We start from the raw sequence: 19,451 nt of genomic DNA, 5'->3' as shown, positions 1-19,451 counted from the left end.
CTTCCAGGAGACGGGCCATGCGGATCGCCGGATTGTATCGCTATCCCGTCAAGGGCCTCTCCCCGGAGCCGATGGCGCGCGTCGCGCTCGAGGCCGGCGCCTACGTGCCTGGCGATCGGCTCTATGCGGTGGAAAACGGCCCGTCGGGCTTCGACCCGCGAAACCCGGTCCACCGGTCGAAGCGGCACTACCTCATGCTCATGCGCCACGAGGCTCTGGCTCGGCTGGAGACGCGCTACGACCACGACACGCACGTCCTGACGATCCGCGATGGCGGCGCCGAGGCCGCGCGCGGCGACCTCTCGACGGGCGAGGGACGCGCGGCGATCGAGGCGTTCTTCCTCGCCTACATGGGCGACGCCCTCGACGGCATGCCCAAGGTCCTCGCCGCGCCCGAGGGCTTTCGCTTCACGGATTCGCCCACGGGCTACGTCTCGCTCGTCAATCGCGCGAGCCTCGCCGAGCTCGAGGGACGCGTCGGCACCCCCGTCGATCCGCTGCGTTTCCGAGCGAACCTCGTCGTCGAGGGTCTCCCGGCCTTCGCCGAGCTCGACCTCGTGGACCACGTCCTCGCCGGGCCCTCGGGGCTGCGCCTGCGGGTACGCGAGCGCACCGTGCGCTGCGCGGCGACGAACGTCGATCCCACCACCGGCATCCGCGATCTCGCGATCCCGAAGACGCTGATGCAGGCCTACGGCCACGCCGATTGCGGCGTCTATGCCGAGATCGTCGCGGGCGGATCGCTCGCGGTGGGCGAGCGGCTGACGCTGGAGCCGGCGCGGGCGGCGGCGAGCGCGAGCCTGCCGTTCTGACGACGCGGCTCGGCGGCGCCGCGTGAGTCAGCCCAGCTTCTGGTCGACGGTCGCGAGGTAGCGCTCGACCTTCTCCTTGCCGCTGTCGGTGAGCCGCACCAGGATGCGCCGCCCGTCGGAGGGGTCGCGCCGTCGCTCGATCAGCCCGGCCGCCGCCATGTCGTCGAGGCGGCGCAGGGCGGTCGTGGTGGAGACGCCGGAGACGAGGCACAGGCTCGTCACCGCCACCTCCTCCCCGCGCGAATCCGCATGGGCGAGGTCGAGCAGCATCTCCCAGACGGGGTCCTCGAACAGCGACGCACCGAAGATGCGCTTGCGCTCCTTGCGCACGGCCAAGAGCGAGGCCAGGCGCTCTCCCGGCGTCGTGCACGCCTTGGGAGCTTCCTCGCGCGCGGGATCGGGGAGCGCGATCGTCGGCGGCGTCTCGTCCCGGCGCGCGGCGGCGGCGCGCACGGCGGCGGCGATCTCGTGGGCATCGACGGGCTTCTGCAGGAAGTCGTGCGCCTCCACCCGCAGGGCCGCGACGGCGCGCTCCAGCGTCGCCTCGCCGGTGAGCACGATCGCCGGCAGCGGCCGCTCGCGGCGGCGCGCGCGCAGCTTGCGCAGGAGCTCGATGCCGTCGATGCGCGGCAGGCCGACATCGACCACGAGCACGTCGATCCGCGTCGGCCCCTCGACGGCCGCGAGCGCCTCCGTCGCGTCGCGCGCGCACACGACGCCGACGCGCAAGCGTTCCAGCCCGTCGGCGAGCTCCTCAAGGAAGTCCGCGTCGTCGTCGACGAGGAGCGCCGTGAGGGTCTCCTGGTCCGGCGCGTTCTCGCGCACGAAGGCCGTCGCCATGATCGTCATCCGCTCGTCGGCTCCTGTCCCTCCCGCACAGGTAGACGACAAATCTTCAAGTTTCGTGAGCGTGAGCGTGACCGTGAAGCGCCGCGAGCAGCGCATCCGCGCCGAAGGGCTTGTGCAGCACGGCGGCGGCGCCGGCCTCGAGCGCATGGACGAGCCCCGCCTCGCCCTCGTGGCCGGTCATCACGAGGAAGGTGCGGTCACGCCGCGCGCACGGGTCGCAGCGCGCGGCGCGCATCAGGGCGAGCCCGTCGAGCCCGGGCATGCGCCAATCGGTGACGACGACGTCGATCTCGGGGTGCTTCGCGAGGAGGTCGAGCGCGGCGCGCGGGCGGCTCTCTCCCACGACGTCGAGCCCGGAGCGCTCGAGCATCTCGACGAGCTCCTCGAGCAGATCCTCCTCGTCGTCCACGACCAGGATCATCGGTTGGCCTCCTCGTCAGGCCGCCGCGGCGGCGAGGCGGGTCGCCGCCAGCGGAACGCGCACCTCGAAGCGCGCGCCGCCATTGGCGGTCTCGCCGGTGATGCGCCCGCCCATGTCGACCACGATCTTGCGGGCGAGCGCCAGGCCGAGCCCGGTGCCCTGCCCGGCGGGCTTCGTGGTCACGAAGGGCTCGAACAAGCGCTCGACGATCTCCTCCGGCAGGCCCCCGGCATTGTCGCGCACCTCGACGACGAGCGCGTCCTCCTCGATGCGCGCGGCGATGCGCACCCGCGGCGCGGGCGCGTCGGCGGCGCGGGCGGAGAGCGTCCCGAAGGCGTCGTGGGCGTTGACGAGGAGGTTGACGAGCACCTGCTCGAACAGCGTGCGATCCCCAGCGACGACGCCGCCGCGGGCGTCCTCGACGCGCAGCGCGAGCGCGATGCCGGCGCGCTGGTATTGCTCGGCGACGGCGCCGACCGCGAGTTCGATCGCCTCCTGGGGCGCGAACTGGGTCTGCGGCCGCTCGTCGCCGCGGCGCACGAGGCGGCGGATCTGGTCGGTGATGCGCTTGGCGCGGTCGACCTGCGCGTCGATGCGCGCGAGCTTGGGCCTGAGCTTCTCCGGCGGTGCGCCCTCCTCCAGAAGGGCGATGGCGTTGGAGGAGGCCATCTTCATGGTCGCCAGCGGCTGGTTGATCTCGTGGACGATGGCCGCCGCCATCTCGCCGATGGCGGCCAGCGTCGAGGCCTGCATGGCCTCGCGCTCGGCGGTGCGCGTGCGCGTCGTCTCGACCAGCGCATAGAGCCCCTGCTCGCGCCCGTTCCAGACGATGCGGGCGTAGAGGACCGTGCAGCTCATCAGCCAGCCGCCGGGATGGCGCAGGGTGACGGGCACCGCCGTCTCGGCGCTCTCGCGGCCGAGCGCGTCGCGCGCGGCGACGGCGCGCCGGCACTGGCCGATGGCGGCGCGCCAGGCGCCGTCGCGGGGATCGGCGGCGACGAGGCCGGCGGCGCTGCGGTTGATGAAGACCGCGGCGTCGGTGTGCGGATCGGCGACGACGAAGGCGACGGGCGCCGCCTCGACCACGCGCCGCAGGCTCGCCTCGTTCTCCGCCGCCTGGGCGCGTGCCGCGCGCATCTCGTCGAGCCCGCTCTCGGCCCGGCGCACCTGGGTGATGAGCAGGATGACGAGGAGCGCCCCCGAGATCACGAGGGAGCCCAGCGGCAGCATCGCCGTCGCCTCGCGCAGCTCGCTCTCGCGCTTGTAGAGGCGATCGTTGTAGGCGACCGTCGCCTGGAGCATGGCCTGGAGGTCGACCTCGTAGGCCGCGAGCCGCTCGTTCCAGCCGTCGAGCAGGCCCGGCAGCGCCGGGTCGTCGTGGTCCGTGGCGTAGAGCCCGTCGAGGATCGCGGCGACGTCGCGCTCCATGCGCGCCGCCATCTCCGGCACGCCCTCGATCTCGCGCAGGAAGTCGCTGTCGTCGGACTTGCTGATGAGCGGGAGGCGCGAGAGCAGGATCTCGAGCCTCAGGCTCGCCTCCTGGAGGTGGCGCGCGTCGGGGGCGGCACGGGCGAGATCGAGGGCGGCGAGGCTTCGCACGTGCTCGAGCTTCGCCTGGTAGGCCGTCCAGCCCGAGCCGCGGATCGACTCGGTGAGGAGCGCCTTCTGCTCGAGCTGGCGCACGTAGACCGCCGCCGTCGCGGCGATGAAGACGGTGCAGGCGAGGATGAGCAGCGAGACGAGGGCGACGCGGCGCCGGCGCGTCATCGGCGCGCGGGAGCGGAGGGCGAGGCTCATGGCGTGTCCACGACGAAGACGACGTCACGCACCTGCCAGATCATCTGGGCATGGTAGCGCTGCGTCTGCAGAGCGGGATCGGAATCGAGATCGTGCACGAGCCAGAGCGGCCCGCGATCGCGCACGCGCATGCGCTCGCCGGCGAGCCGGCTCGCGAGGATCGGCTCGTGCGCGACGATGTCCTCGGCGGGAATGGAGATGGCGTAGTCGTTGAGCGCGGTGAGGCGCGCCTCGACGAGCGCGCCGGGCTCCAGCGCGGCGATCGCCGACAGGCGCGGCCCGTCGAACCGGGTCACGCCCTCGGTCCAGGGCGTGCTCGTCTCGATCGTGCGTCCGTCGAGCCCTTCGAGGACGTCGAGGTCGACGGAACGGCTCGCGAGCTCCGCGCCGTCCCGATCGACCCAGCGCGCCAGGAGCGACTGCGCGGACGCCGCGCCCGCACCGGCGCACACGACGAGGAGAGCGAGCGTCGCCACCATGAGACGGTGCGCGAGACGGGTCGGCAGGAGATCGTGTACGCCACTCATCGCAAGGCTCCGCAGGGCAACGAGACGGGCTCGGGACGCCTGCGGCGCCTCGCCCGGTTTCATGCGGCACACGAAAGCAGGAAAACCTTGCTCGTTTCACCGCATCGCCTCTCCGAAACGATGGCGAGCGCGAAAATCCGCTCCATTCTGGAGCGAACCTCGAGAAGGCCGTACACCATGATCCTCGACGAATTCACCGCGATGCCCGACGCGCCGCAGAGCTGGCGCGCGATCTCGGATCGCGTGATGGGCGGGGTCTCCGACGGGGGTCTCGCGCGCGAGATGGTCGCGGGACGCGCGGCGCTGCGCCTGACGGGCCGCGTCAGCCTGGAGAACGACGGCGGCTTCCTGCAGATGGCGCGCGATCTCGCGCCCGACGGCGCGGCGATCGACCTCTCCGGCCATGCCGGGCTCGAGCTCGACGTATTCGGCAACGGCGAGACCTACGGCGTCCACCTGCGCACGGCGGAGGTGACGCGGCCGTGGCAATCCTATCGCGCGAGCTTCGTCGCCCTGCCGGAATGGCAGCGGCTGCGCCTGCCGTTCGCGGGCTTCGCGGCGCATCGGATCGAGGCGCCGCTCGACCTCGCGCGGGTGCGGCGCGTCGGCCTCGTCGCCATCGGGCGCGCCTTCACGGCCGATCTCGCGCTGGCGCGGCTCGCGCTTTATCGCTGAACGACGCCCTCGGCGCCCTCGCGATGGGCGTGGCGGACGCGATTGCGGACCATGCGCTCGTGGAGCTCGGTCACCGTCTTCGAGCCGGTCTTCGTGAACAGGAACGGGAAGATCCCGTGCACGAGGCAGGCGAGCCCGGCCGCCAGCATGCGGCCGCCGAAGGAGAAGGCGACGCCCATGTGCTCGACATAGCTCTCGCCGACGGAAGCCGGGTGGGCCGTGAAGGAGAAGCGGCTGTCGGTCTCGTTCGGCATCGGGGGCTCCTGCGGCTTGCGAACACGACCGAAGGATGGCACCGAGCGGCGGAAATCGCTTTGCGAAGTTCGGCGCCGTTCGCTAGCGTCGCGGAAGAATTTTCTGCGGAGTAGGCGAATGGCGGAAACGATTACCCTGGACGCGATAGACCGCAGAATCCTCGCCTGCCTGCAGGAGGACGCGACGCGCCCGCTCGAGGCGATCGCCGCCGCGGTGGGGCTCTCGCCCTCCCCCTGCTGGCGGCGCATCCGCAAGCTGGAGGAGGCCGGCGTGATCCTGCGCCGGGTCGCGCTGCTCGACCCGGACAAGCTCAACGTCGGCGTCACGGTGTTCGTGATGGTGCGCACGAGCCGCCACGAGGCCGACTGGGCGAAGCATTTCTGCGAGGCGGTGGCGAAGATCCCGGAAGTGGTGGAGCTCTGGCGCATGAGCGGCCAGGTCGACTACCTGCTTCGCGTCGTCGTGCCCGACATCGCCGCCTACGACCGGGTCTACAAGCGGCTCATCGCGGTGGCGGACCTCTACGACGTGTCCTCGTCCTTCGCCATGGAGCGGATCAAGAACACGACGGCGCTGCCGCTCGACTACGCGTGAGCGGCAGCGCCGGAAAGGGACGCATGAGGCAACGGGCGCGATCAGGCGCCGGCGCCACCTTCGAGGACGGTGACGCCGCGGCGGTTCTGCGACTGGCAGGACGTGTCCGCACAGGCGGCGACCGGACGCTCCTTGCCGTATGACACCGTGCGCAGGCGGTTCGCGTCGACGCCGCGGGCGACGAGGTAGTCGCGCACGGCCTGAGCGCGGCGAGCGCCCAGCGAGAAATTGTACTCGCGCGTGCCGCGCTCGTCCGCGTGCCCCTCGATCAGGACGGCGTAGCGCGGATAGCGGGCGAGCCACTGCGCCTGCAGATCGAGCGTCGACTGGGCGGTGGAGGTCAGGGTCGACTGGTCGGTCTCGAAGAAGACGCGGTCGCCGACATTGACGGTGAAGTCCTGCGCCGAGCCCGGCGTCGCCGCACCGGCGAGGCCCGATCCGGCGCCGGCGCCGCCGCCGAGCTCGGAGCCGGGCGGGGTCGCGGCGCAGGCCGCGAAGGCGAGGGGCATCGCCACGATGGCGGCGAAGCGCAGGGCGCGAACGGAGGTGAGCGACGCGAGCATGGCGGGATGAAACTCCTGGAGGACGTCTGCGGGCGGCGCGCGCGTGCCCCGGCGCACGTTTCACCCGCCCCTACGTGATCGCTCGTCTTGGTTGACGGAGCCTTACCCGGGACGACGCGAATCGACGATGCCGCGCCGCGTTTCGGTCAGGGTTAATCGAGCGTGAATGCGGCGGGACGGGGGCGGGTCCCGCCGCCGAGGCCACGCTTTCCGATCACGGGCTCGCGAGGTCGGCGAGGATCGGGCAGTCTGGACGGTCGTCCCCCGTGCAGCAGCGCGTGAGGTGCTCGAGCTGGTCGACCATGCCCTGGAGATCGCTTATGCGCGCCTTGAGATCCGCCACGTGGCGATCGGCGATCTCCTTCACCTCCCGGCTCGGCCGCCCGCGATCGCGCCACAGGGCGAGCAGGCGGGCGATCTCCTCGATGGAGAAGCCGAGCGCCCGCGCCCGGCGGATGAAGACGAGCTCGTGCACCTCGCGCGCATCGAAGTCGCGATACGAGTTGCCCGCCCGCCCCGCCGGTGCGAGGAGGCCGATCTCCTCGTAATAGCGGATCATCTTCGCCGAGACGCCGGAGCGCTTGGCCGCCTCGCCGATCTTCATGACGCCCTCCCCGCGCTCGAGGACGCCTTCGGCTTCCAGCGCCGCAGGAGGAGCGCGTTCGAGACGACGCTGACGCTGGAGAACGCCATGGCGGCTCCCGCGATGACGGGGCTGAGCAGCCCCAGCGCCGCGAGCGGGATGCCGGCCGAATTGTAGGCGAAGGCCCAGAACAGGTTCTGGCGGATCTTCGCCTGGGTCGCCCGGGCGATCTCGATCGCGTCCGCCACGGCTTCCGGATCGCCGCGCATCAGCGTCACGCCCGCGGCCTCCATGGCGACGTCGGTGCCCGATCCCATGGCGATGCCGAGATCGGCGGCGGCGAGCGCCGGCGCGTCGTTGATGCCGTCGCCCACCATGGCGACCTCGCCGAAGCGCACCTTCAGCTCGGAGACGATGCGCGCCTTGTCCTCCGGCAGCACCTCCGCGACGACCTCGTCGACGCCGATGGCGCGGGCGACGGCGCGCGCGGCGCCCTCGTTGTCGCCGGTGAGCATGATCGAGGCGATGCCCATCTCCTTCAAGCGCCGCACGGCGTCGGCGGCGCTGGCGCGGGGCGTGTCGGCGAAGGCGAGCAGCGCCAGGAGCCGCGGGTGCTCGTCGAGCGCGGCGAGATAGGAGACGGAGCGCCCCTCCTCGGCCTCGCGCCGCGCGCCCTCGGCGGCGGTCTCGACCGCGATGCCGAGATCGGCCATGTGGCGGGCGCTGCCGATGGCGTAGCGCGCTTCCCCGACACGCCCCTCGAGCCCGCGTCCGGCCACGGCGCGGACGTCCTCGGCGCGGGAGGGCGCGAGGCCCTCTGCGGCGGCCGCCTCCACGACGGCGCGGGCGAGCGGGTGCTCGCTCCCCGCCTGCAGGCCCGCCGCGACGGCGAGCGCGTCCGCGCGCTCCCCGTCGAGGGCGACGAAGCCGGCGAGGCGCGGACGGCCCTCCGTCAGCGTCCCGGTCTTGTCGAAGGCGACCGCGCGGATCGCCTTGGCGCGCTCGAGCGCCTCCGCGTCCTTGATCAGCACGCCGCCGCGGGCTGCGGCTCCCGTGCCGGCCATGATGGCGGTGGGCGTGGCGAGGCCGAGCGCGCAGGGGCAGGCGATGACGAGCACCGCCACCGCGGTGACGATGGAGAGCTCGAGATCGCCGGTCGTCAGGTACCAGGCGGCGAAGGTGAGGAGCGCGATGCCGACGACGATGGGCACGAAGATCGCCGCCACCTTGTCGACGAGCTTCTGGATCGGCGCCTTGGAGGCCTGCGCGTTCTCCACGAGGCGCACGATGCGTGCGAGCGTCGTGTCGCCGCCCACCGCCACCGCCTCGGCGACGAGGACGCCGGTGCCGTTCACCGAGCCGCCGATGATGCGCTCGCCCCGCTCGCGGGTGACGGGCAGGCTCTCGCCGGTGACCATGCTCTCGTCCATCTCGGACGCGCCCTCGCGGATCGTCGCGTCGACGGGCACGCGCTCGCCGGGGCGGACGACGATCGTGTCGCCGAGCGCGACCTGCGCGACGGGCACCTCGACCTCGCTCCCGTCCGCGCGCCGCACGCGCGCCGTGTCGGGCCGCAGCGCCATCAGCGCGCGCACCGCGTCCGCCGTGCGGCGCTTGGCGCGCGCCTCGAGGTGCTTGCCGAGCAGGACGAGGGTGATGATCACGGCCGACGCTTCGAAATACAGCTCGGGCGCGTGATGCGCGGGCGCCGTGAGGAGCAGCCAGATCGACAGGAAATAGGCCGCCGACGTGCCGATGGCGACGAGGAGCTCCATGTTGCCGGTCTTCGCCCGCAGCGCCTTGAAGCCGGCGCGGTAGAAGCGCCAGCCCAGCCAGAACTGGACCGGCGTGGCGAGGAGGAGCTGCACCCATCCCGGCGCCATGGCGTGGACGCCGAAGGGCATCGCGAGCATGGGCAGCGCCAGGGGCGCGGTGAGCGCGAGGCCGACGACGACGAGCGCCATCTCCCGGCGCTCGGTCGCCGCGATCTCGGCGTCGCGCGTCGCCTGCGCCTCGTCGGCGACGGGCTTGGCGCCGTAGCCGGCATCCTCCACCGCGCGGATGGCGAGCGCCTCGATATCGCGGCCGTAGCCCGTGATCGTCGCCCGCTCGCTGGCGAGGTTGACGGAGGCCGCCGTCACGCCGGGCACGGTGGCGAGCGCCTTCTCCACCCGCGAGACGCACGAGGCGCAGGTCATGCCGTCGATCGCGAGCGCGAGGGTGCGCGCATGCGGCTCGTAGCCGGCGTCCTCGATGGCGGCCGCGATGGCGGAGGCGTCGGTGCGGGCAGGGTCGAAGTCGAGGCTCACGCGCTCGGCGCCGAGATTGACGGACACGTCGGCGACGCCGGGAACCGCGCCGGCGGCGCGCTCGACGTGGCGCACGCAGGAGGCGCAGGTCATGCCGCCGACGTCGATGTCGAGGCGCGTCAGAGCGGTGGCGGGAGCGGCGCCTTGCGGCGTCTTCTGCTGGAGGTTCATCATCGGTCTCCGGGAGAGGCGGCGTCGAACGCCGCATCGCATGTCCCGTCCTCGATAAAGTCTCCCATCATGGGAAGGTCAATGCGGGTTTTCCCGCGATATGACCGTGCGGCGATGCCCGCGGCCGCGTCTCAGAGCGACGCTGCTTCGTCTCGGCGCGACGGCGCTTCCCGCGCGGCGTCCGCGGCGGCGTCCGGCGAGGGCCGGGTCTCGCCGGAGCGGGCCTTTCGCGCGACGAAACGCTCGCGCATCCGCGCGCCGAAGCGCCCGGCGATGCCGTGGGGGCCCTCGCGGCCATCCTCCTCGAACTCGACCACCGCCTTGGCGACGCGGTCGTCGCGAATCGCGGTGGCGAGGAGATAGGCGGGCTCGATGGCGATGCGGTCGCCGATGTCCACGCGGTCCTCGAAGCGCTCGGCGAAGCCGTCTGCCACGGTCAGCCCCTTGAGGTCGGCGGGCACGTGCAGGCCGTAGAGCGTGCAGACGTCCTCGATCGGCGCATCGCCCGCGAACGAGAACGTGCCCACGCCGAAGGCGGTGGCGCCGTCGAGCGTGGCGAAGAGGCGGTCGAGGCGAGCAACGCGCGCGGGCGGGGCGAGGACGTAGACGTAGTCCCCCACCTGCAGGTCTCCCGCCCCCTCGGGCGTGAGGACCTCGCCACGGCGCACGATCATCACGATGCGCATCCAGGACGGGAAGACGGCGCCCGCCAGCACCGGGCTCTGGTCGGCGACCGGGTAGCCGACGAGCTCGAGCTCGAGCTGGCCCGGCAGGTCGATCTCCAGGCGCTTGATCTCGGGCCCGGTGTCGCGGACCTTGAGCCCGAGCCGCCCCGCCGCCCAGGCGATGCTCCAGCCCTGGACCAGCAGCGAGACCAGGACGACGAAGAAGGCGACGTTGAAATACACGTCCGCGTTCGGCACGTCCGCCAGGGTCGGGATCGCGGCGAGGAAGATCGACACCGCCCCACGCAGGCCGACCCACGAGACGAAGGTCTTCTCGCGCCGCGAGAAGCCGAACGGCGTGAGGCACAGCCACACCGCCACAGGCCGGCCCACGACGATGAGGAAGGCGGCGACCAGCAGCGCCGGCAGCGCGTAGTCGATCAGCGTCGAGGGCGTGACGAGCAGGCCCAGCACCAGGAACATCACGATCTGGGAGAGCCAGGTCGTGGCGTCGTGGAAGGAGAGGATCGTGGGGAAGGCCCGCACCGGACGATTGCCGAGGATCAGCCCCGCGAGATAGGCGGCGAGGAAGCCCGAGCCCTCCAGCACGCCGGTGAGCGCGAAGATCAGCACCGCGGCCGCGACGACGAGAAGGGGGTGGAGCCCTTGGGGCAGCGTGACGCGGTTGAGGACGTAGGCGAGCGCCAGCCCGCCCGAGACGCCGATCGCGGCGCCCACCAGCGCCTGCTGGGCGAGGATGAGCGAGATCTCGACCCAGCCATTCCCCTGCGGCGCGAGCACGAGCTCGACGAGCACGATGGTGAGGAAGACGGCGACGGGATCGTTCGTGGCGCTCTCGATCTCGATGACGTTGGCGACGCGCCGGCGCAGCTGCACGCCCTTCGAGCGCATCAGGAAGAACACCGCTGCCGCGTCCGTGGAGGCGACGATGGCGCCGACCAGCAGGCCTTCGAGGAGGCCGAGATCGAGCACGAGAGCCGCGACGAGGCCGGTCACCCCCGCCGTGATCACGACGCCCACGGTCGAGAGCATGACGGCGGGCACGAGCACGCCGCGAAAGCTCGAGAAGCGCGTGCGCAGCCCGCCGTCGAACAGGATCACGGCGAGTGCCAGCGAGCCGACGAGATAGGCGACGCGAAAATCGTTGAAGACGATGCCGCCGATGCCGTCCTGGCCGGCGATCATGCCCAGGCACAGGAAGAGGAAGAGCAGCGGCGCGCCGAAGCGCGAGGCGACGAGGCTCGTCGCGATGCCCAGGACGACGAAGAACGCGCCGAAGAGCAGCACCAGGTTCGCGACTGCCAGGCTGTCCATCTCGCGTCTCGCCGCCTTTGCGCCTCGTACGTGCCGAGTGACGATGCTTAGCGGAGAGCGGGGGCCTCGCGAAAGGCGAAAACGCGGGATGCGGGCATGCGCCGGGGGCGGGCTGCCGGCGCCGGGGCGGCGCCGGGCGAAATCGCGTCGGCCTTCAGACCCGGCGCACGATGGCGCCGTACCAGCCGAGCCCCGCATAGGTCTCGTAGCCGGGCGTCGCGTGGAAGGCGACGAGGCTGCCGTCCTTCATGTGATCGAAGCCGGCGCGGCGCCCGCGCAGCGGCAGCGCGAGGCGCTCGGAGAGGATTCCCTTGCCGTCGGAGGCGGCGATGACGCGCTGCTCGGCGTCGAGCAGGAGGACCCGCGTCCTCTCGCGCTCCTCGGGTGCGATGCGCACGCCCTCGACGATGGCGCGCGCCTGCGGCTCCCAGTCGAAATGGATGGCGAGCACGCCGAGCGGGCGCCCGTGCGCCTCGCCGCCCTCGCGCACGCTGGCGCAATAGGTCGCGACCTGCGCGTCGCCGAGATGATGCTGGCGCGAGACGTCGGCGGCGACGTAGTCGTCTCCCGAGGAGAGGTTCGCGGCGCGCCGGAACCAGGGCTCCTGCGCCACCGAGCGCCCGCGAACGGGATAGCGGTCGGGCCGGCCGTTGGCGATGACCCGGCCGTCCATGTCGCAGAGCCACAGGTCGAGATAGACCGTGTAGGCGTTGAGGATGACGCCGAGGCGCTTGGACGCGTAGCGGGCGGCCTCGTCCGTGGGCTGGGCTGCGGCGTCCACCACCGCGGAATCCGTCGCCCACCAGCGCACGTCGCAGGTACGTTCGTAGAGATTGCGGTCGATCAGCTCGATAGCGTTGAGCGCGAGGTCGACGTAGCGCTGCCCGGCGGCCTGGTCGGCCAGGGTCTCGACCTCGGACTGGAGATCGTGGATGCGCTGGGCGAGGTGATCCTCGAGCTCGCGGGAGACGGCGGCGACGATGTCGCCCACCGAGCGCACCTCCTGCGCCACGACGGAGAAGCCCCGCCCCTGCTCGCCGGCGCGCTGCGCCTCGATCATGGCGTTGAGGGCGAGAATCTTCATCTGCCCGGTGATCTGCTGGATGCGCCGGGTCTTCTCGACGGCGACGCTGCGCAGCTCCGCCGTCCGCGACACGATGCCGGACAACGACGTATCGGGATCGGCCTTGGTATCGACCTTGGTGACGGCGACGGGCATGGGCTTGGTCATTCTTCCCCTCCGGTAGCGGGGACGATTATGACGAACAGCCCTAAGGAAAGATGAACGATGCCACTTTGACGCGCATCGTGGTTGCGGCCGAATTCGCTGGCGCGGCGCGCGGCGCAGCGTGCTAAGACGCGTGCTCCGCGCCGGGCGAGACGCGCGCTCCGCGCCGGCCGCCACCGCGCACAGCCCGATCCGCCGATACGCCATGAGCCCGATGCCCACCCGCCGCCTCCCCGCCGACGATCTCGCCGCGATCGCGGACGCCGCCGCGCTCCTGCGCGAGGGCGCGGTCGTGGCTTTTCCCACGGAGACGGTCTACGGGCTCGGCGCGGACGCCACCGACGCCGATTCGGTGGTGCGAATCTACGCCGCGAAGGAGCGTCCGCGCTTCAATCCGCTCATCGCGCACCTGCCGGACGCGCGAGCCGCCATGGCGGAGGGGGTCTTCGACGCGGATGCGCGGCGCCTCGCGGAGGCGTTCTGGCCGGGTCCGCTGACCCTCGTCGTGCCGCGTGCGGACGGGGGGAGCGTCTGCGACGTGGCCCGCGCCGGGCTCGACAGCGTCGCCCTGCGCGTGCCCGCCCACCCGGTGGCGCAGGCGCTGCTGAGGGCAGCGGCGCGTCCGATCGTCGCACCGTCGGCGAACCGCTCGGGACGTGTGTCTCCGACGACCGCCGACCATGTCCTGGAGGATCTCGAGGGCCGGATCGCGGCGGTTCTCGACGGTGGCGAGACACGGGTGGGGGTCGAATCCACCATCGTCGCCTGCCTCGACGGGACGCCGCGCCTGCTGCGCCCCGGCGGCGTGCCGCGCGAGGCGATCGAGGCCGTGCTCGGCCGTCCGCTCGACGGCGCCCGTCCCGAAGGCGGGGTGCAGGCCCCGGGCATGCTCGCCTCGCATTACGCGCCGCGCGCGCGCGTGCGCCTCGATGCCCGCGAGATCGGGCCCGACGAGGCGGCCCTGCTGTTCGGTCCGGACGAGCCCGCCGGAGCGGACCGCGCCCTCGCCCGCGAGACGCTGAGCGCGAGCGGCGATCTCGCGGAGGCGGCGGCGCGCCTCTTCGGCGCGATGCGACGGCTCGACGCGAGCGGGGCGGAGACGATCGCGATCGTCCCCATCCCCGTCCACGGTCTCGGGGAAGCCATCCGCGACCGGCTCGCGCGCGCGGCCGCGGAGCGCTGAGGGGTCAGCCCGCGAGCTTGCCCGCGATCTGGGCCACGTGGCGGCCCTGGAAGCGGGCGCCGTCGAGCTCCACCGCCGAGGGCTGGCGCGAGCCGTCGCCGGCGGCAATCGTCGAGGCGCCGTAGGGCGAGCCGCCCTTCACCTCGTCCACGCCCATCTGGCCGGCGAAGGCGTAGGGCAGGCCGACGATCACCATGCCGTGATGCAGGAGCACGGTGTGGAAGGACAGGATCGTCGATTCCTGGCCGCCGTGCTGCGTCGCCGAGGACGTGAAGACCGAGCCCACCTTGCCGACGAGCTTGCCCTGCGCCCAGAGCGCGCCGGTCTGGTCGAGGAAGTTCTTCATCTGGGCGGCCATGTTGCCGTAGCGCGTGGGCGTGCCGAAGATGATCGCGTCGTAATCGGCGAGCTCGTTGGGGTCGGCGATCGGCGCGGCCTGGTCGAGCTTGTAGTGCGCGCTCCTTGCGATCTCGTCGGGGACGAGCTCGGGCACGCGCTTGACCACGACCTCGGCGCCGGCCTCGCGCGCGCCCTCGGCGGCGGCGTTCGCCATCTGCTCGATGTGGCCCCAGGTGGAGTAGTAGAGGACGAGAACCTTCGCCATGGCGGTATCTCCTGATTTCGGGGGCCGCCCGGAGCGGCCGTCGCGGCGAAACTTAGTCTTTCCTCCACGCAACGCCACATGTATGTTCAAAAGCCTCAGTTTGCGCGGACGCAAGAGATCATGACCACAAGCCAGCTCGCCTGGGACGATTTCCGGCTCGTGAAGACCATCGCCGAGGCCCGCGGGCTCACCGGCGCGGCGGCGGCGCTGGGCGTGAACCATTCCACCGCCTTCCGGCGGCTGGGCCAGCTGGAGAGCGCGCTGGGCGTCAAGCTCTTCGATCGCCACCGCACCGGCTACGTGCTCACCACGGCGGGCGAGGAGATGTGCGCCATCGCCGAGCGGATGGACGAGGACATCAACGGCTTCGCCCGCAAGATCGCCGGCCAGGACATCGCGCCCGCGGGCGAATTGCGGGTGACGACGAGCGATTCGCTCCTCGTCCACCTGCTGATCCCGATCTTCGCCGACTTCCGCGAGCGCTATCCCGAGATTCGCCTCGACCTCGTCCTGTCGAACCAGGCGCTGAACCTCTCGAAGCGCGACGCCGACGTCGCCATCCGCGCCACCGATTCGCCCCCCGAGACGCTGGTGGGCCGCCGGCTCGCCACCATCAACTGGGCCTTCTACGGCCGCCGCAGCGACTTTCCCGACCCGCACGTGCCCGACCTCGTGACGCTCTACGACCGGGACTGGGTCTCGCTGGGCGACAACCTGTCGGGCCTCAAGGTCGCGAAGTTCGTGCGCGACCACGTGGCGCCGGAGAAGGTGGCGGCGAAGCTCTCCACCGTGCTCGGCCTCGCCGAGGCGATCGAGGCCGGCATCGGCATCGGCGCGATCCCCTGCGTCATCGGCGATCCGCATCCGGGCCTGCGCCGGCTCTCGGACATCCGCCCGGAATTCTCCGCGAGCCTGTGGCTCCTCACCCATCCGGATCTGCGCCGCTCGGCGCGGGTGCGCGTCTTCCTCGACTTCGTGGCCGGCGAGATCGGCTCGCGCCGCGCGCTGATCGAGGGCTGAGATGCGTCGTCTCATCGTCGAGGACCCGATGTCGGGTCCCGCGACCTGGTCGCTCAGGCTCGGCTGGCTCGCGCTGACGGTCTTCGTGCTCGCCGGCGTGCTCACGCGCTGGCGGCGGGTGGAGCTCGAGCCGGGCCTCGCGGCGTTGGCCGCCGCCTGCATCGTCGCGGGGCTGGCGCTGCTGCTGGCGCTCTTCGCCTTCGTGCGAATCTGGAACGAGGGGCATCGCGGCTTCGGGCGCGCGGTGGGCGGGCTCGTGCTCGCGGTGCTCACCCTCGCCTACCCGGCGGTGCTGGCGGGCCTCGCCTTCGCCGGCCCGCCCATGCTCGACGTGACGACGCGCCCGGTCCCGCCGCTCACGTTCTCCGCCTCGCGCCCCGCGAGCGTCGCGCGCGAGGGCTGGCGCCCGCCCCCGCCTTTACCCGGGCTTCGCGAGCGCCAGCGCGCGGCGGCGCCGCCCGTCGCGCCGCTCGATCTCGCGCTGCCGGAGGACGCCGCCTTCGCCCTCACGAGAGAGGCGGCGGAGGCGCTCGGCTGGGAGATCGTCGAGGCGGCGGCACCCGGTGGACGCAGCGCGGCGGCGCGGCTCGAGGCGACGACCGCCTCCCTCGTCCTGCGCCTGCCGGTGGAGCTGACGATCCGCGTCGCGGCGACGAGCGAGGGCGCGCGGGTCGACGCCCGCGCCGTCACCCGCGCGCCCTTCGCCGATCTCGGCGGCAGCCGCTGGCATATCGAGCGGCTGCTCGCCGAGATCGACGCCCGCGCGAGCCTGCTCTGAAGCGCGTCAAAGCGCGCCGTGGCCGAGATCGCCGCGGGGCCGCTCCGGCAGCACGAAGGGCGGGCCGGCGTCGCCACGGCGATGGACGGGCAGCGGCACGCGGAACACGTCGCGCAACAGACGCGCATCGAGGACGTCGGCGGGCGCGCCGGCTGCGGCGAGCCGCCCGTCCGAGAGCGCGAGGATGCGGTCGGCGTAGAGCGCCGCGAGGTTGAGGTCGTGGAGCACCGCGAGCACGCCGAGCGGGCTCTCGGCATCGTCGGCCAGCGCCCGCGCCGCCTCGAGCAGCGCGATCTGGTGGCCGAGATCGAGGCTCGAGACCGGCTCGTCGAGGAACAGGACCTGGCTCCCCTCCCCCGCCGCCCGGCCCGCTTCGAGCTGGGCGAGCGCCCGGGCGAACTGGGCGCGTTGCCGCTCGCCGCCCGAGAGGCTCTGCACGTCGCGCGCGGCGAGGTGGACGATGTCCGCCCGCGCCAGGGCCGCGAGGATGCGCCGGTCACGCGCCTCGCCCCCGAGCCGGCCCGCCGCGCCGTCGAGGCCGATGCCGACGATCTCCGCGACGGTGAAGGGAAAGGCGAGCGCCTCCGACTGCGCCATCACCGCGCGCTTGGCGGCGAGCCGCCAGGGCGTCCAGGCGCGCGCGTCGCGGCCCTCGTAGAGGACGCGGCCCGCACTGGGCGCCAGCTCGCCGGAGAGGAGCTTGAGCAGCGTCGACTTGCCGGCCCCGTTGGGTCCGACGACGACGACCATCTCGCCGGCGGCGAGCGACACGTCGATCGGGTGGAGCAGCGTTCGGCCGGCCGTCGCATAGGCGACGCCCTCGGCGGCGACGAGGGGATGCGTGTCGTTTTGCGTCACGGGAAGAACCCTCGCCGGCGCAGCAGGAGCCACAGGAAGAACGGCGCGCCGATCGCCGCCGTGACGATGCCGATGGGAAGCTCGGCGGGCGCGACGAGGGTGCGCGCCACGATGTCGGCGAGAACGAGCAGCGCGGCGCCGAGCAGCGCGCAGGCGGGCAGCAGCACGCGGTGGTCGGGCCCGATGGCGAGGCGAAGCAGATGCGGCACGACGATGCCGACGAAGCCGATGACGCCCGCCGCCGCGACGCTCGCCCCCACCGCGGCGGCGACGAGAATCACGATCGCGGTCTTCACCCGCTCCACCGCGATGCCGAGGTGGTAGGCCTCCGCCTCTCCGAGGACGAGGGCGTTGAGCGCGCGCGCCAGAATCGGCGTCGCGAGGAGCGTCGCGCCGAGGATCGGCGCCACGATTGCGAGCTTGCTCCAGGTGGCGCCGCCCAGCGAGCCGAGGGACCAGAAGGTGAGATCGCGCAATTGCCGATCGTCGCTCATGAAGGCGAGGACGCCGCTCGCGGCACCCGCCAGCGCGCCGAGCGCGATGCCGGCGAGGAGCATCGTCGCGATCGACGTGCGCCCGCCTCGTGTGGCGATGGCGTAGAGGAGCAGCGTCGTCGCGAGGCCGCCGAGGAAGGCGCCGACGGGCAGGAGCGCGAAGGGATCGATGCCGAGCGCGGCCGGCACGAGCCGTTCGCCGAGCACGATGGTGATCCCCGCGGCGAGCCCCGCGCCCGAGGAGACGCCGACGAGGCCGGGATCGGCGAGGGGATTGCGGAAGAGCCCCTGCATCAGCGCGCCCGCCACCGCGAGCGCGGCGCCGACCAGGATGCCCATCGCGACCCGCGGCAGGCGGATGCCGGTGACGACGAGGGCGTCGCGCGCGCCGTCTCCCGCATCCGCGCCCGCCCCCGTCGCGGCCTCCCAGAGGATCGCGACGACGCGGCCCGGCGGGATCGCCACCGCGCCCGCGCCGAGAGCCACGATCGAGATCGCGGCGAGGACGACGACGAGAAGGCCCGTCCCGAGCCGAGCCCGGCGCCGGCGCGCCGCGAGCGCGCTCGGCGCGTCCGCGAGCCGGCCCGCGGCGAGACCCGCGCTCATCGCGTCGCCTCGGCGCGCAGAAGAGGCGCGATGACGGGCGCGATGACCGCCTCGGGATGGAGAATTTTCATCAGCTCCGCCGCCGCCTGCGGCGTGCGCGGGCCGAAGCCGAGGAGCGCGAGGCCGTCCATGGTCACGAGCCGGCGCTCGGCGGCGGCGGGCGTCATGGCGAAGGCGGGCAGCGCGAACACGTCGTCCGGCGAGAGCGCGTGGTCGCCGCGACCGATGGAGAGGATCACGTCCGGCGCCGCCGCGATGATCGCCTCGTCGGTGACGGGCTTGTAGCCGTCGACGCCCGACACGGCGTTCTCGCCGCCGGCCAAGGTGATGATCGCGTCCGCCGAGGTGCCCGCACCGCCCACCATCGCGCGCCCGTTCTGGAGCGAGAGCACGAAGAGCACGCGCACGGGCGCCTCGATGGTCGCGCGGGCCTGCGCCAGGGCCGCGAAGCCGGCCGCGACCTCGTCCGCCAGCGCCCGCGCCGCTTCTTCCGCCTCGACGAGCGCGCCGACCTCGCGGATGCGCGCGAGGACGCCCGCCTCCGTCGGCTCCTCGCGCAGGATCTCGACGTCGACCCCCGCCTGGCGGATCAGGTCGAGGGCGTCCGCCGGCCCCGCGGCGTCGGTGGCGAGCACGCGATCGGGCGCGAGCGAGAGCACGCCCTCCGCCGAGAGCGCGCGCAGGTAGCCGATGTCGGGATGCTCCTCCAGCGCTCGGGGCGGATGGAGGCTCGTCGTGTCGACGCCCACGATCCGGTCCTGCGCGCCCAGCGCGTAGAGGATCTCGGTGAGGACGCCGCCGGCGACGACGAGGCGCTCCTCCTCGGCGGCGAAAGCCGCGCCGGGCGCGCAAACGGGAGCGCACACGAAGGCGGCGAGCGCCGCGGCGCGGGCGAGGGTGGCGAGCATGGAGATGTCCTTCGCGCGGGTCATTTCGTCAGGATCAGCTTGTTGGCGGCGGTGATGCGCAGGCGGTAGCGCTCGCCGTTGTGGCGGATGATCGCCTCGCGCCCGGTGCCGACGAGGTCGCGCACGTCGACGACGGGCGGCTCCGCCGGCGCCGGGGCGCCGGGCGTATTCGGCTCTGCCTTGGAATTCATCTACTCGAGCCTTCCGAGTCTTCGT

At 72.7% G+C, this 19,451-nt stretch carries 21 protein-coding genes; 6 read left to right on the top strand and 15 right to left on the bottom strand.

The genetic code is table 11. From position 1 onward, the window contains the following. Window positions 1-17: 17 nt before the first annotated feature. Complete coding sequence (locus IEX89_RS11340; protein ID WP_188912932.1) at window positions 18-812, top strand: MOSC domain-containing protein; 795 nt, start codon at window positions 18-20, stop codon at window positions 810-812. Between the two features lie 27 nt (window positions 813-839). On the opposite strand, the gene IEX89_RS11335 is transcribed toward IEX89_RS11340, so the two are convergent. The 4 genes from IEX89_RS11335 to IEX89_RS11320 are packed head-to-tail and all read right to left on the bottom strand — an operon-like array spanning window position 840 to window position 4,406. Further along, complete coding sequence (locus IEX89_RS11335) at window positions 840-1,661, bottom strand: response regulator (RefSeq protein ID WP_244645312.1); 822 nt, start codon at window positions 1,659-1,661, stop codon at window positions 840-842. A gap of 46 nt (window positions 1,662-1,707) precedes the next feature. Then, window positions 1,708-2,082 carry a response regulator gene (locus tag IEX89_RS11330; RefSeq protein ID WP_188912930.1) on the bottom strand — a complete coding sequence of 125 codons (375 nt, stop codon included), beginning with the start codon at window positions 2,080-2,082 and terminating at the stop codon, window positions 1,708-1,710. Between the two features lie 15 nt (window positions 2,083-2,097). After that, window positions 2,098-3,879 carry a sensor histidine kinase gene (locus tag IEX89_RS11325; RefSeq protein WP_188912928.1) on the bottom strand — a complete coding sequence of 594 codons (1,782 nt, stop codon included), beginning with the start codon at window positions 3,877-3,879 and terminating at the stop codon, window positions 2,098-2,100. Continuing rightward, window positions 3,876-4,406, bottom strand: a complete 531-nt coding sequence (locus tag IEX89_RS11320) for a putative pterin-binding protein (protein ID WP_188912926.1) — start codon at window positions 4,404-4,406, stop codon at window positions 3,876-3,878. The genes IEX89_RS11325 and IEX89_RS11320 overlap by 4 nt, the downstream gene beginning before the upstream one ends. A 177-nt stretch (window positions 4,407-4,583) precedes the next feature. Between IEX89_RS11320 and IEX89_RS11315 the strand changes: the two genes are divergently transcribed. Next, window positions 4,584-5,081 (top strand): CIA30 family protein, encoded by a 498-nt coding sequence (locus tag IEX89_RS11315; RefSeq protein ID WP_188912924.1) that lies wholly within the window; start codon window positions 4,584-4,586, stop codon window positions 5,079-5,081. Here IEX89_RS11315 and IEX89_RS11310 read toward each other — a convergent pair. Continuing rightward, window positions 5,072-5,335, bottom strand: a complete 264-nt coding sequence (locus IEX89_RS11310) for a DUF6356 family protein (RefSeq protein WP_188912922.1) — start codon at window positions 5,333-5,335, stop codon at window positions 5,072-5,074. The two genes, IEX89_RS11315 and IEX89_RS11310, sit on opposite strands and share 10 nt — an antisense overlap. A gap of 136 nt (window positions 5,336-5,471) precedes the next feature. On the opposite strand from IEX89_RS11310, the gene IEX89_RS11305 reads away from it, so the two are divergent. After that, window positions 5,472-5,930 carry an Lrp/AsnC family transcriptional regulator gene (locus IEX89_RS11305; RefSeq protein ID WP_280513920.1) on the top strand — a complete coding sequence of 153 codons (459 nt, stop codon included), beginning with the start codon at window positions 5,472-5,474 and terminating at the stop codon, window positions 5,928-5,930. A 41-nt stretch (window positions 5,931-5,971) separates the two neighbouring features. On the opposite strand, the gene pal is transcribed toward IEX89_RS11305, so the two are convergent. The 5 genes from pal to IEX89_RS24620 all read right to left on the bottom strand — a co-directional run bounded on the left by pal (window position 5,972) and on the right by IEX89_RS24620 (window position 12,787). Next, window positions 5,972-6,493, bottom strand: coding sequence for a peptidoglycan-associated lipoprotein Pal (pal, locus tag IEX89_RS11300; RefSeq protein WP_188912918.1), 522 nt, complete (start codon window positions 6,491-6,493; stop codon window positions 5,972-5,974). Window positions 6,494-6,707: 214 nt separating this feature from the next. Further along, on the bottom strand, window positions 6,708-7,097 hold the full coding sequence (gene cueR / locus IEX89_RS11295) for a Cu(I)-responsive transcriptional regulator (RefSeq protein ID WP_188912916.1): 390 nt from the start codon (window positions 7,095-7,097) through the stop codon (window positions 6,708-6,710). Then, entirely contained in the window at window positions 7,094-9,559 is a 2,466-nt protein-coding gene (locus tag IEX89_RS11290) for a heavy metal translocating P-type ATPase (RefSeq protein WP_280513918.1), read from the bottom strand. Before IEX89_RS11290 ends, cueR begins: the two co-directional genes overlap by 4 nt. A gap of 128 nt (window positions 9,560-9,687) precedes the next feature. Then, complete coding sequence (locus tag IEX89_RS11285; protein ID WP_188912914.1) at window positions 9,688-11,556, bottom strand: potassium/proton antiporter; 1,869 nt, start codon at window positions 11,554-11,556, stop codon at window positions 9,688-9,690. A gap of 154 nt (window positions 11,557-11,710) precedes the next feature. Continuing rightward, window positions 11,711-12,787, bottom strand: coding sequence for a methyl-accepting chemotaxis protein (locus IEX89_RS24620; protein WP_280513917.1), 1,077 nt, complete (start codon window positions 12,785-12,787; stop codon window positions 11,711-11,713). 202 nt (window positions 12,788-12,989) lie between these two features. Here IEX89_RS24620 and IEX89_RS11275 point away from each other — a divergent pair, with 202 nt between their 5' ends. Continuing rightward, on the top strand, window positions 12,990-13,967 hold the full coding sequence (locus tag IEX89_RS11275) for an L-threonylcarbamoyladenylate synthase (RefSeq protein WP_188912913.1): 978 nt from the start codon (window positions 12,990-12,992) through the stop codon (window positions 13,965-13,967). 4 nt (window positions 13,968-13,971) lie between these two features. On the opposite strand, the gene wrbA is transcribed toward IEX89_RS11275, so the two are convergent. Next, entirely contained in the window at window positions 13,972-14,571 is a 600-nt protein-coding gene (wrbA, locus tag IEX89_RS11270) for an NAD(P)H:quinone oxidoreductase (RefSeq protein WP_188912911.1), read from the bottom strand. A 120-nt stretch (window positions 14,572-14,691) separates the two neighbouring features. Between wrbA and IEX89_RS11265 the strand changes: the two genes are divergently transcribed. Further along, on the top strand, window positions 14,692-15,591 hold the full coding sequence (locus IEX89_RS11265) for a LysR family transcriptional regulator (protein ID WP_188912909.1): 900 nt from the start codon (window positions 14,692-14,694) through the stop codon (window positions 15,589-15,591). A 1-nt stretch (window position 15,592) separates the two neighbouring features. Next, the gene (locus tag IEX89_RS11260; RefSeq protein ID WP_188912907.1) at window positions 15,593-16,369 is read left to right on the top strand and encodes a DUF1499 domain-containing protein; all 777 of its coding nucleotides are present in this window, start codon (window positions 15,593-15,595) and stop codon (window positions 16,367-16,369) included. Window positions 16,370-16,375: 6 nt separating this feature from the next. On the opposite strand, the gene IEX89_RS11255 is transcribed toward IEX89_RS11260, so the two are convergent. The 4 genes from IEX89_RS11255 to hemP are packed head-to-tail and all read right to left on the bottom strand — an operon-like array spanning window position 16,376 to window position 19,426. Then, window positions 16,376-17,227 (bottom strand): heme ABC transporter ATP-binding protein, encoded by an 852-nt coding sequence (locus tag IEX89_RS11255; protein ID WP_188912905.1) that lies wholly within the window; start codon window positions 17,225-17,227, stop codon window positions 16,376-16,378. Further along, window positions 17,224-18,327, bottom strand: a complete 1,104-nt coding sequence (locus IEX89_RS11250; RefSeq protein WP_188912904.1) for a FecCD family ABC transporter permease — start codon at window positions 18,325-18,327, stop codon at window positions 17,224-17,226. Before IEX89_RS11250 ends, IEX89_RS11255 begins: the two co-directional genes overlap by 4 nt. Further along, the gene (locus IEX89_RS11245) at window positions 18,324-19,235 is read right to left on the bottom strand and encodes a heme/hemin ABC transporter substrate-binding protein (RefSeq protein ID WP_244645309.1); all 912 of its coding nucleotides are present in this window, start codon (window positions 19,233-19,235) and stop codon (window positions 18,324-18,326) included. Before IEX89_RS11245 ends, IEX89_RS11250 begins: the two co-directional genes overlap by 4 nt. Before the next feature lie 20 nt (window positions 19,236-19,255). Beyond that, entirely contained in the window at window positions 19,256-19,426 is a 171-nt protein-coding gene (hemP, locus tag IEX89_RS11240) for a hemin uptake protein HemP (RefSeq protein ID WP_188912899.1), read from the bottom strand. Between the last annotated feature and the right edge of the window lie 25 nt (window positions 19,427-19,451).

The sequence above is a fragment of the Salinarimonas ramus genome (assembly GCF_014645695.1).
GTDB lineage: Bacteria > Pseudomonadota > Alphaproteobacteria > Rhizobiales > Beijerinckiaceae > Salinarimonas > Salinarimonas ramus.
Note: the sequence above shows the minus strand (reverse complement) of the source record. Positions and strands in the feature narration are given on the sequence as shown.

What these genes read in the sequence shown, in the direction of transcription:
- IEX89_RS11315 (WP_188912924.1), top strand. Translation starts at nt 4,584, where the DNA reads ATGATCCTCGACGAATTCACCGCGATGCCCGACGCGCCGCAGAGCTGG.
- IEX89_RS11250 (WP_188912904.1), bottom strand. Translation starts at nt 18,327, where the DNA reads ATGAGCGCGGGTCTCGCCGCGGGCCGGCTCGCGGACGCGCCGAGCGCG.
- IEX89_RS11325 (WP_188912928.1), bottom strand. Translation starts at nt 3,879, where the DNA reads ATGAGCCTCGCCCTCCGCTCCCGCGCGCCGATGACGCGCCGGCGCCGC.
- IEX89_RS11260 (WP_188912907.1), top strand. Translation starts at nt 15,593, where the DNA reads ATGCGTCGTCTCATCGTCGAGGACCCGATGTCGGGTCCCGCGACCTGG.
- IEX89_RS24620 (WP_280513917.1), bottom strand. Translation starts at nt 12,787, where the DNA reads ATGACCAAGCCCATGCCCGTCGCCGTCACCAAGGTCGATACCAAGGCC.
- cueR (WP_188912916.1), bottom strand. Translation starts at nt 7,097, where the DNA reads ATGAAGATCGGCGAGGCGGCCAAGCGCTCCGGCGTCTCGGCGAAGATG.
- IEX89_RS11285 (WP_188912914.1), bottom strand. Translation starts at nt 11,556, where the DNA reads ATGGACAGCCTGGCAGTCGCGAACCTGGTGCTGCTCTTCGGCGCGTTC.
- IEX89_RS11290 (WP_280513918.1), bottom strand. Translation starts at nt 9,559, where the DNA reads ATGATGAACCTCCAGCAGAAGACGCCGCAAGGCGCCGCTCCCGCCACC.
- pal (WP_188912918.1), bottom strand. Translation starts at nt 6,493, where the DNA reads ATGCTCGCGTCGCTCACCTCCGTTCGCGCCCTGCGCTTCGCCGCCATC.
- IEX89_RS11330 (WP_188912930.1), bottom strand. Translation starts at nt 2,082, where the DNA reads ATGATCCTGGTCGTGGACGACGAGGAGGATCTGCTCGAGGAGCTCGTC.
- wrbA (WP_188912911.1), bottom strand. Translation starts at nt 14,571, where the DNA reads ATGGCGAAGGTTCTCGTCCTCTACTACTCCACCTGGGGCCACATCGAG.
- IEX89_RS11265 (WP_188912909.1), top strand. Translation starts at nt 14,692, where the DNA reads ATGACCACAAGCCAGCTCGCCTGGGACGATTTCCGGCTCGTGAAGACC.
- IEX89_RS11245 (WP_244645309.1), bottom strand. Translation starts at nt 19,235, where the DNA reads ATGCTCGCCACCCTCGCCCGCGCCGCGGCGCTCGCCGCCTTCGTGTGC.
- IEX89_RS11340 (WP_188912932.1), top strand. Translation starts at nt 18, where the DNA reads ATGCGGATCGCCGGATTGTATCGCTATCCCGTCAAGGGCCTCTCCCCG.
- IEX89_RS11335 (WP_244645312.1), bottom strand. Translation starts at nt 1,661, where the DNA reads ATGACGATCATGGCGACGGCCTTCGTGCGCGAGAACGCGCCGGACCAG.
- IEX89_RS11320 (WP_188912926.1), bottom strand. Translation starts at nt 4,406, where the DNA reads ATGAGTGGCGTACACGATCTCCTGCCGACCCGTCTCGCGCACCGTCTC.
- IEX89_RS11310 (WP_188912922.1), bottom strand. Translation starts at nt 5,335, where the DNA reads ATGCCGAACGAGACCGACAGCCGCTTCTCCTTCACGGCCCACCCGGCT.
- IEX89_RS11275 (WP_188912913.1), top strand. Translation starts at nt 12,990, where the DNA reads ATGAGCCCGATGCCCACCCGCCGCCTCCCCGCCGACGATCTCGCCGCG.
- hemP (WP_188912899.1), bottom strand. Translation starts at nt 19,426, where the DNA reads ATGAATTCCAAGGCAGAGCCGAATACGCCCGGCGCCCCGGCGCCGGCG.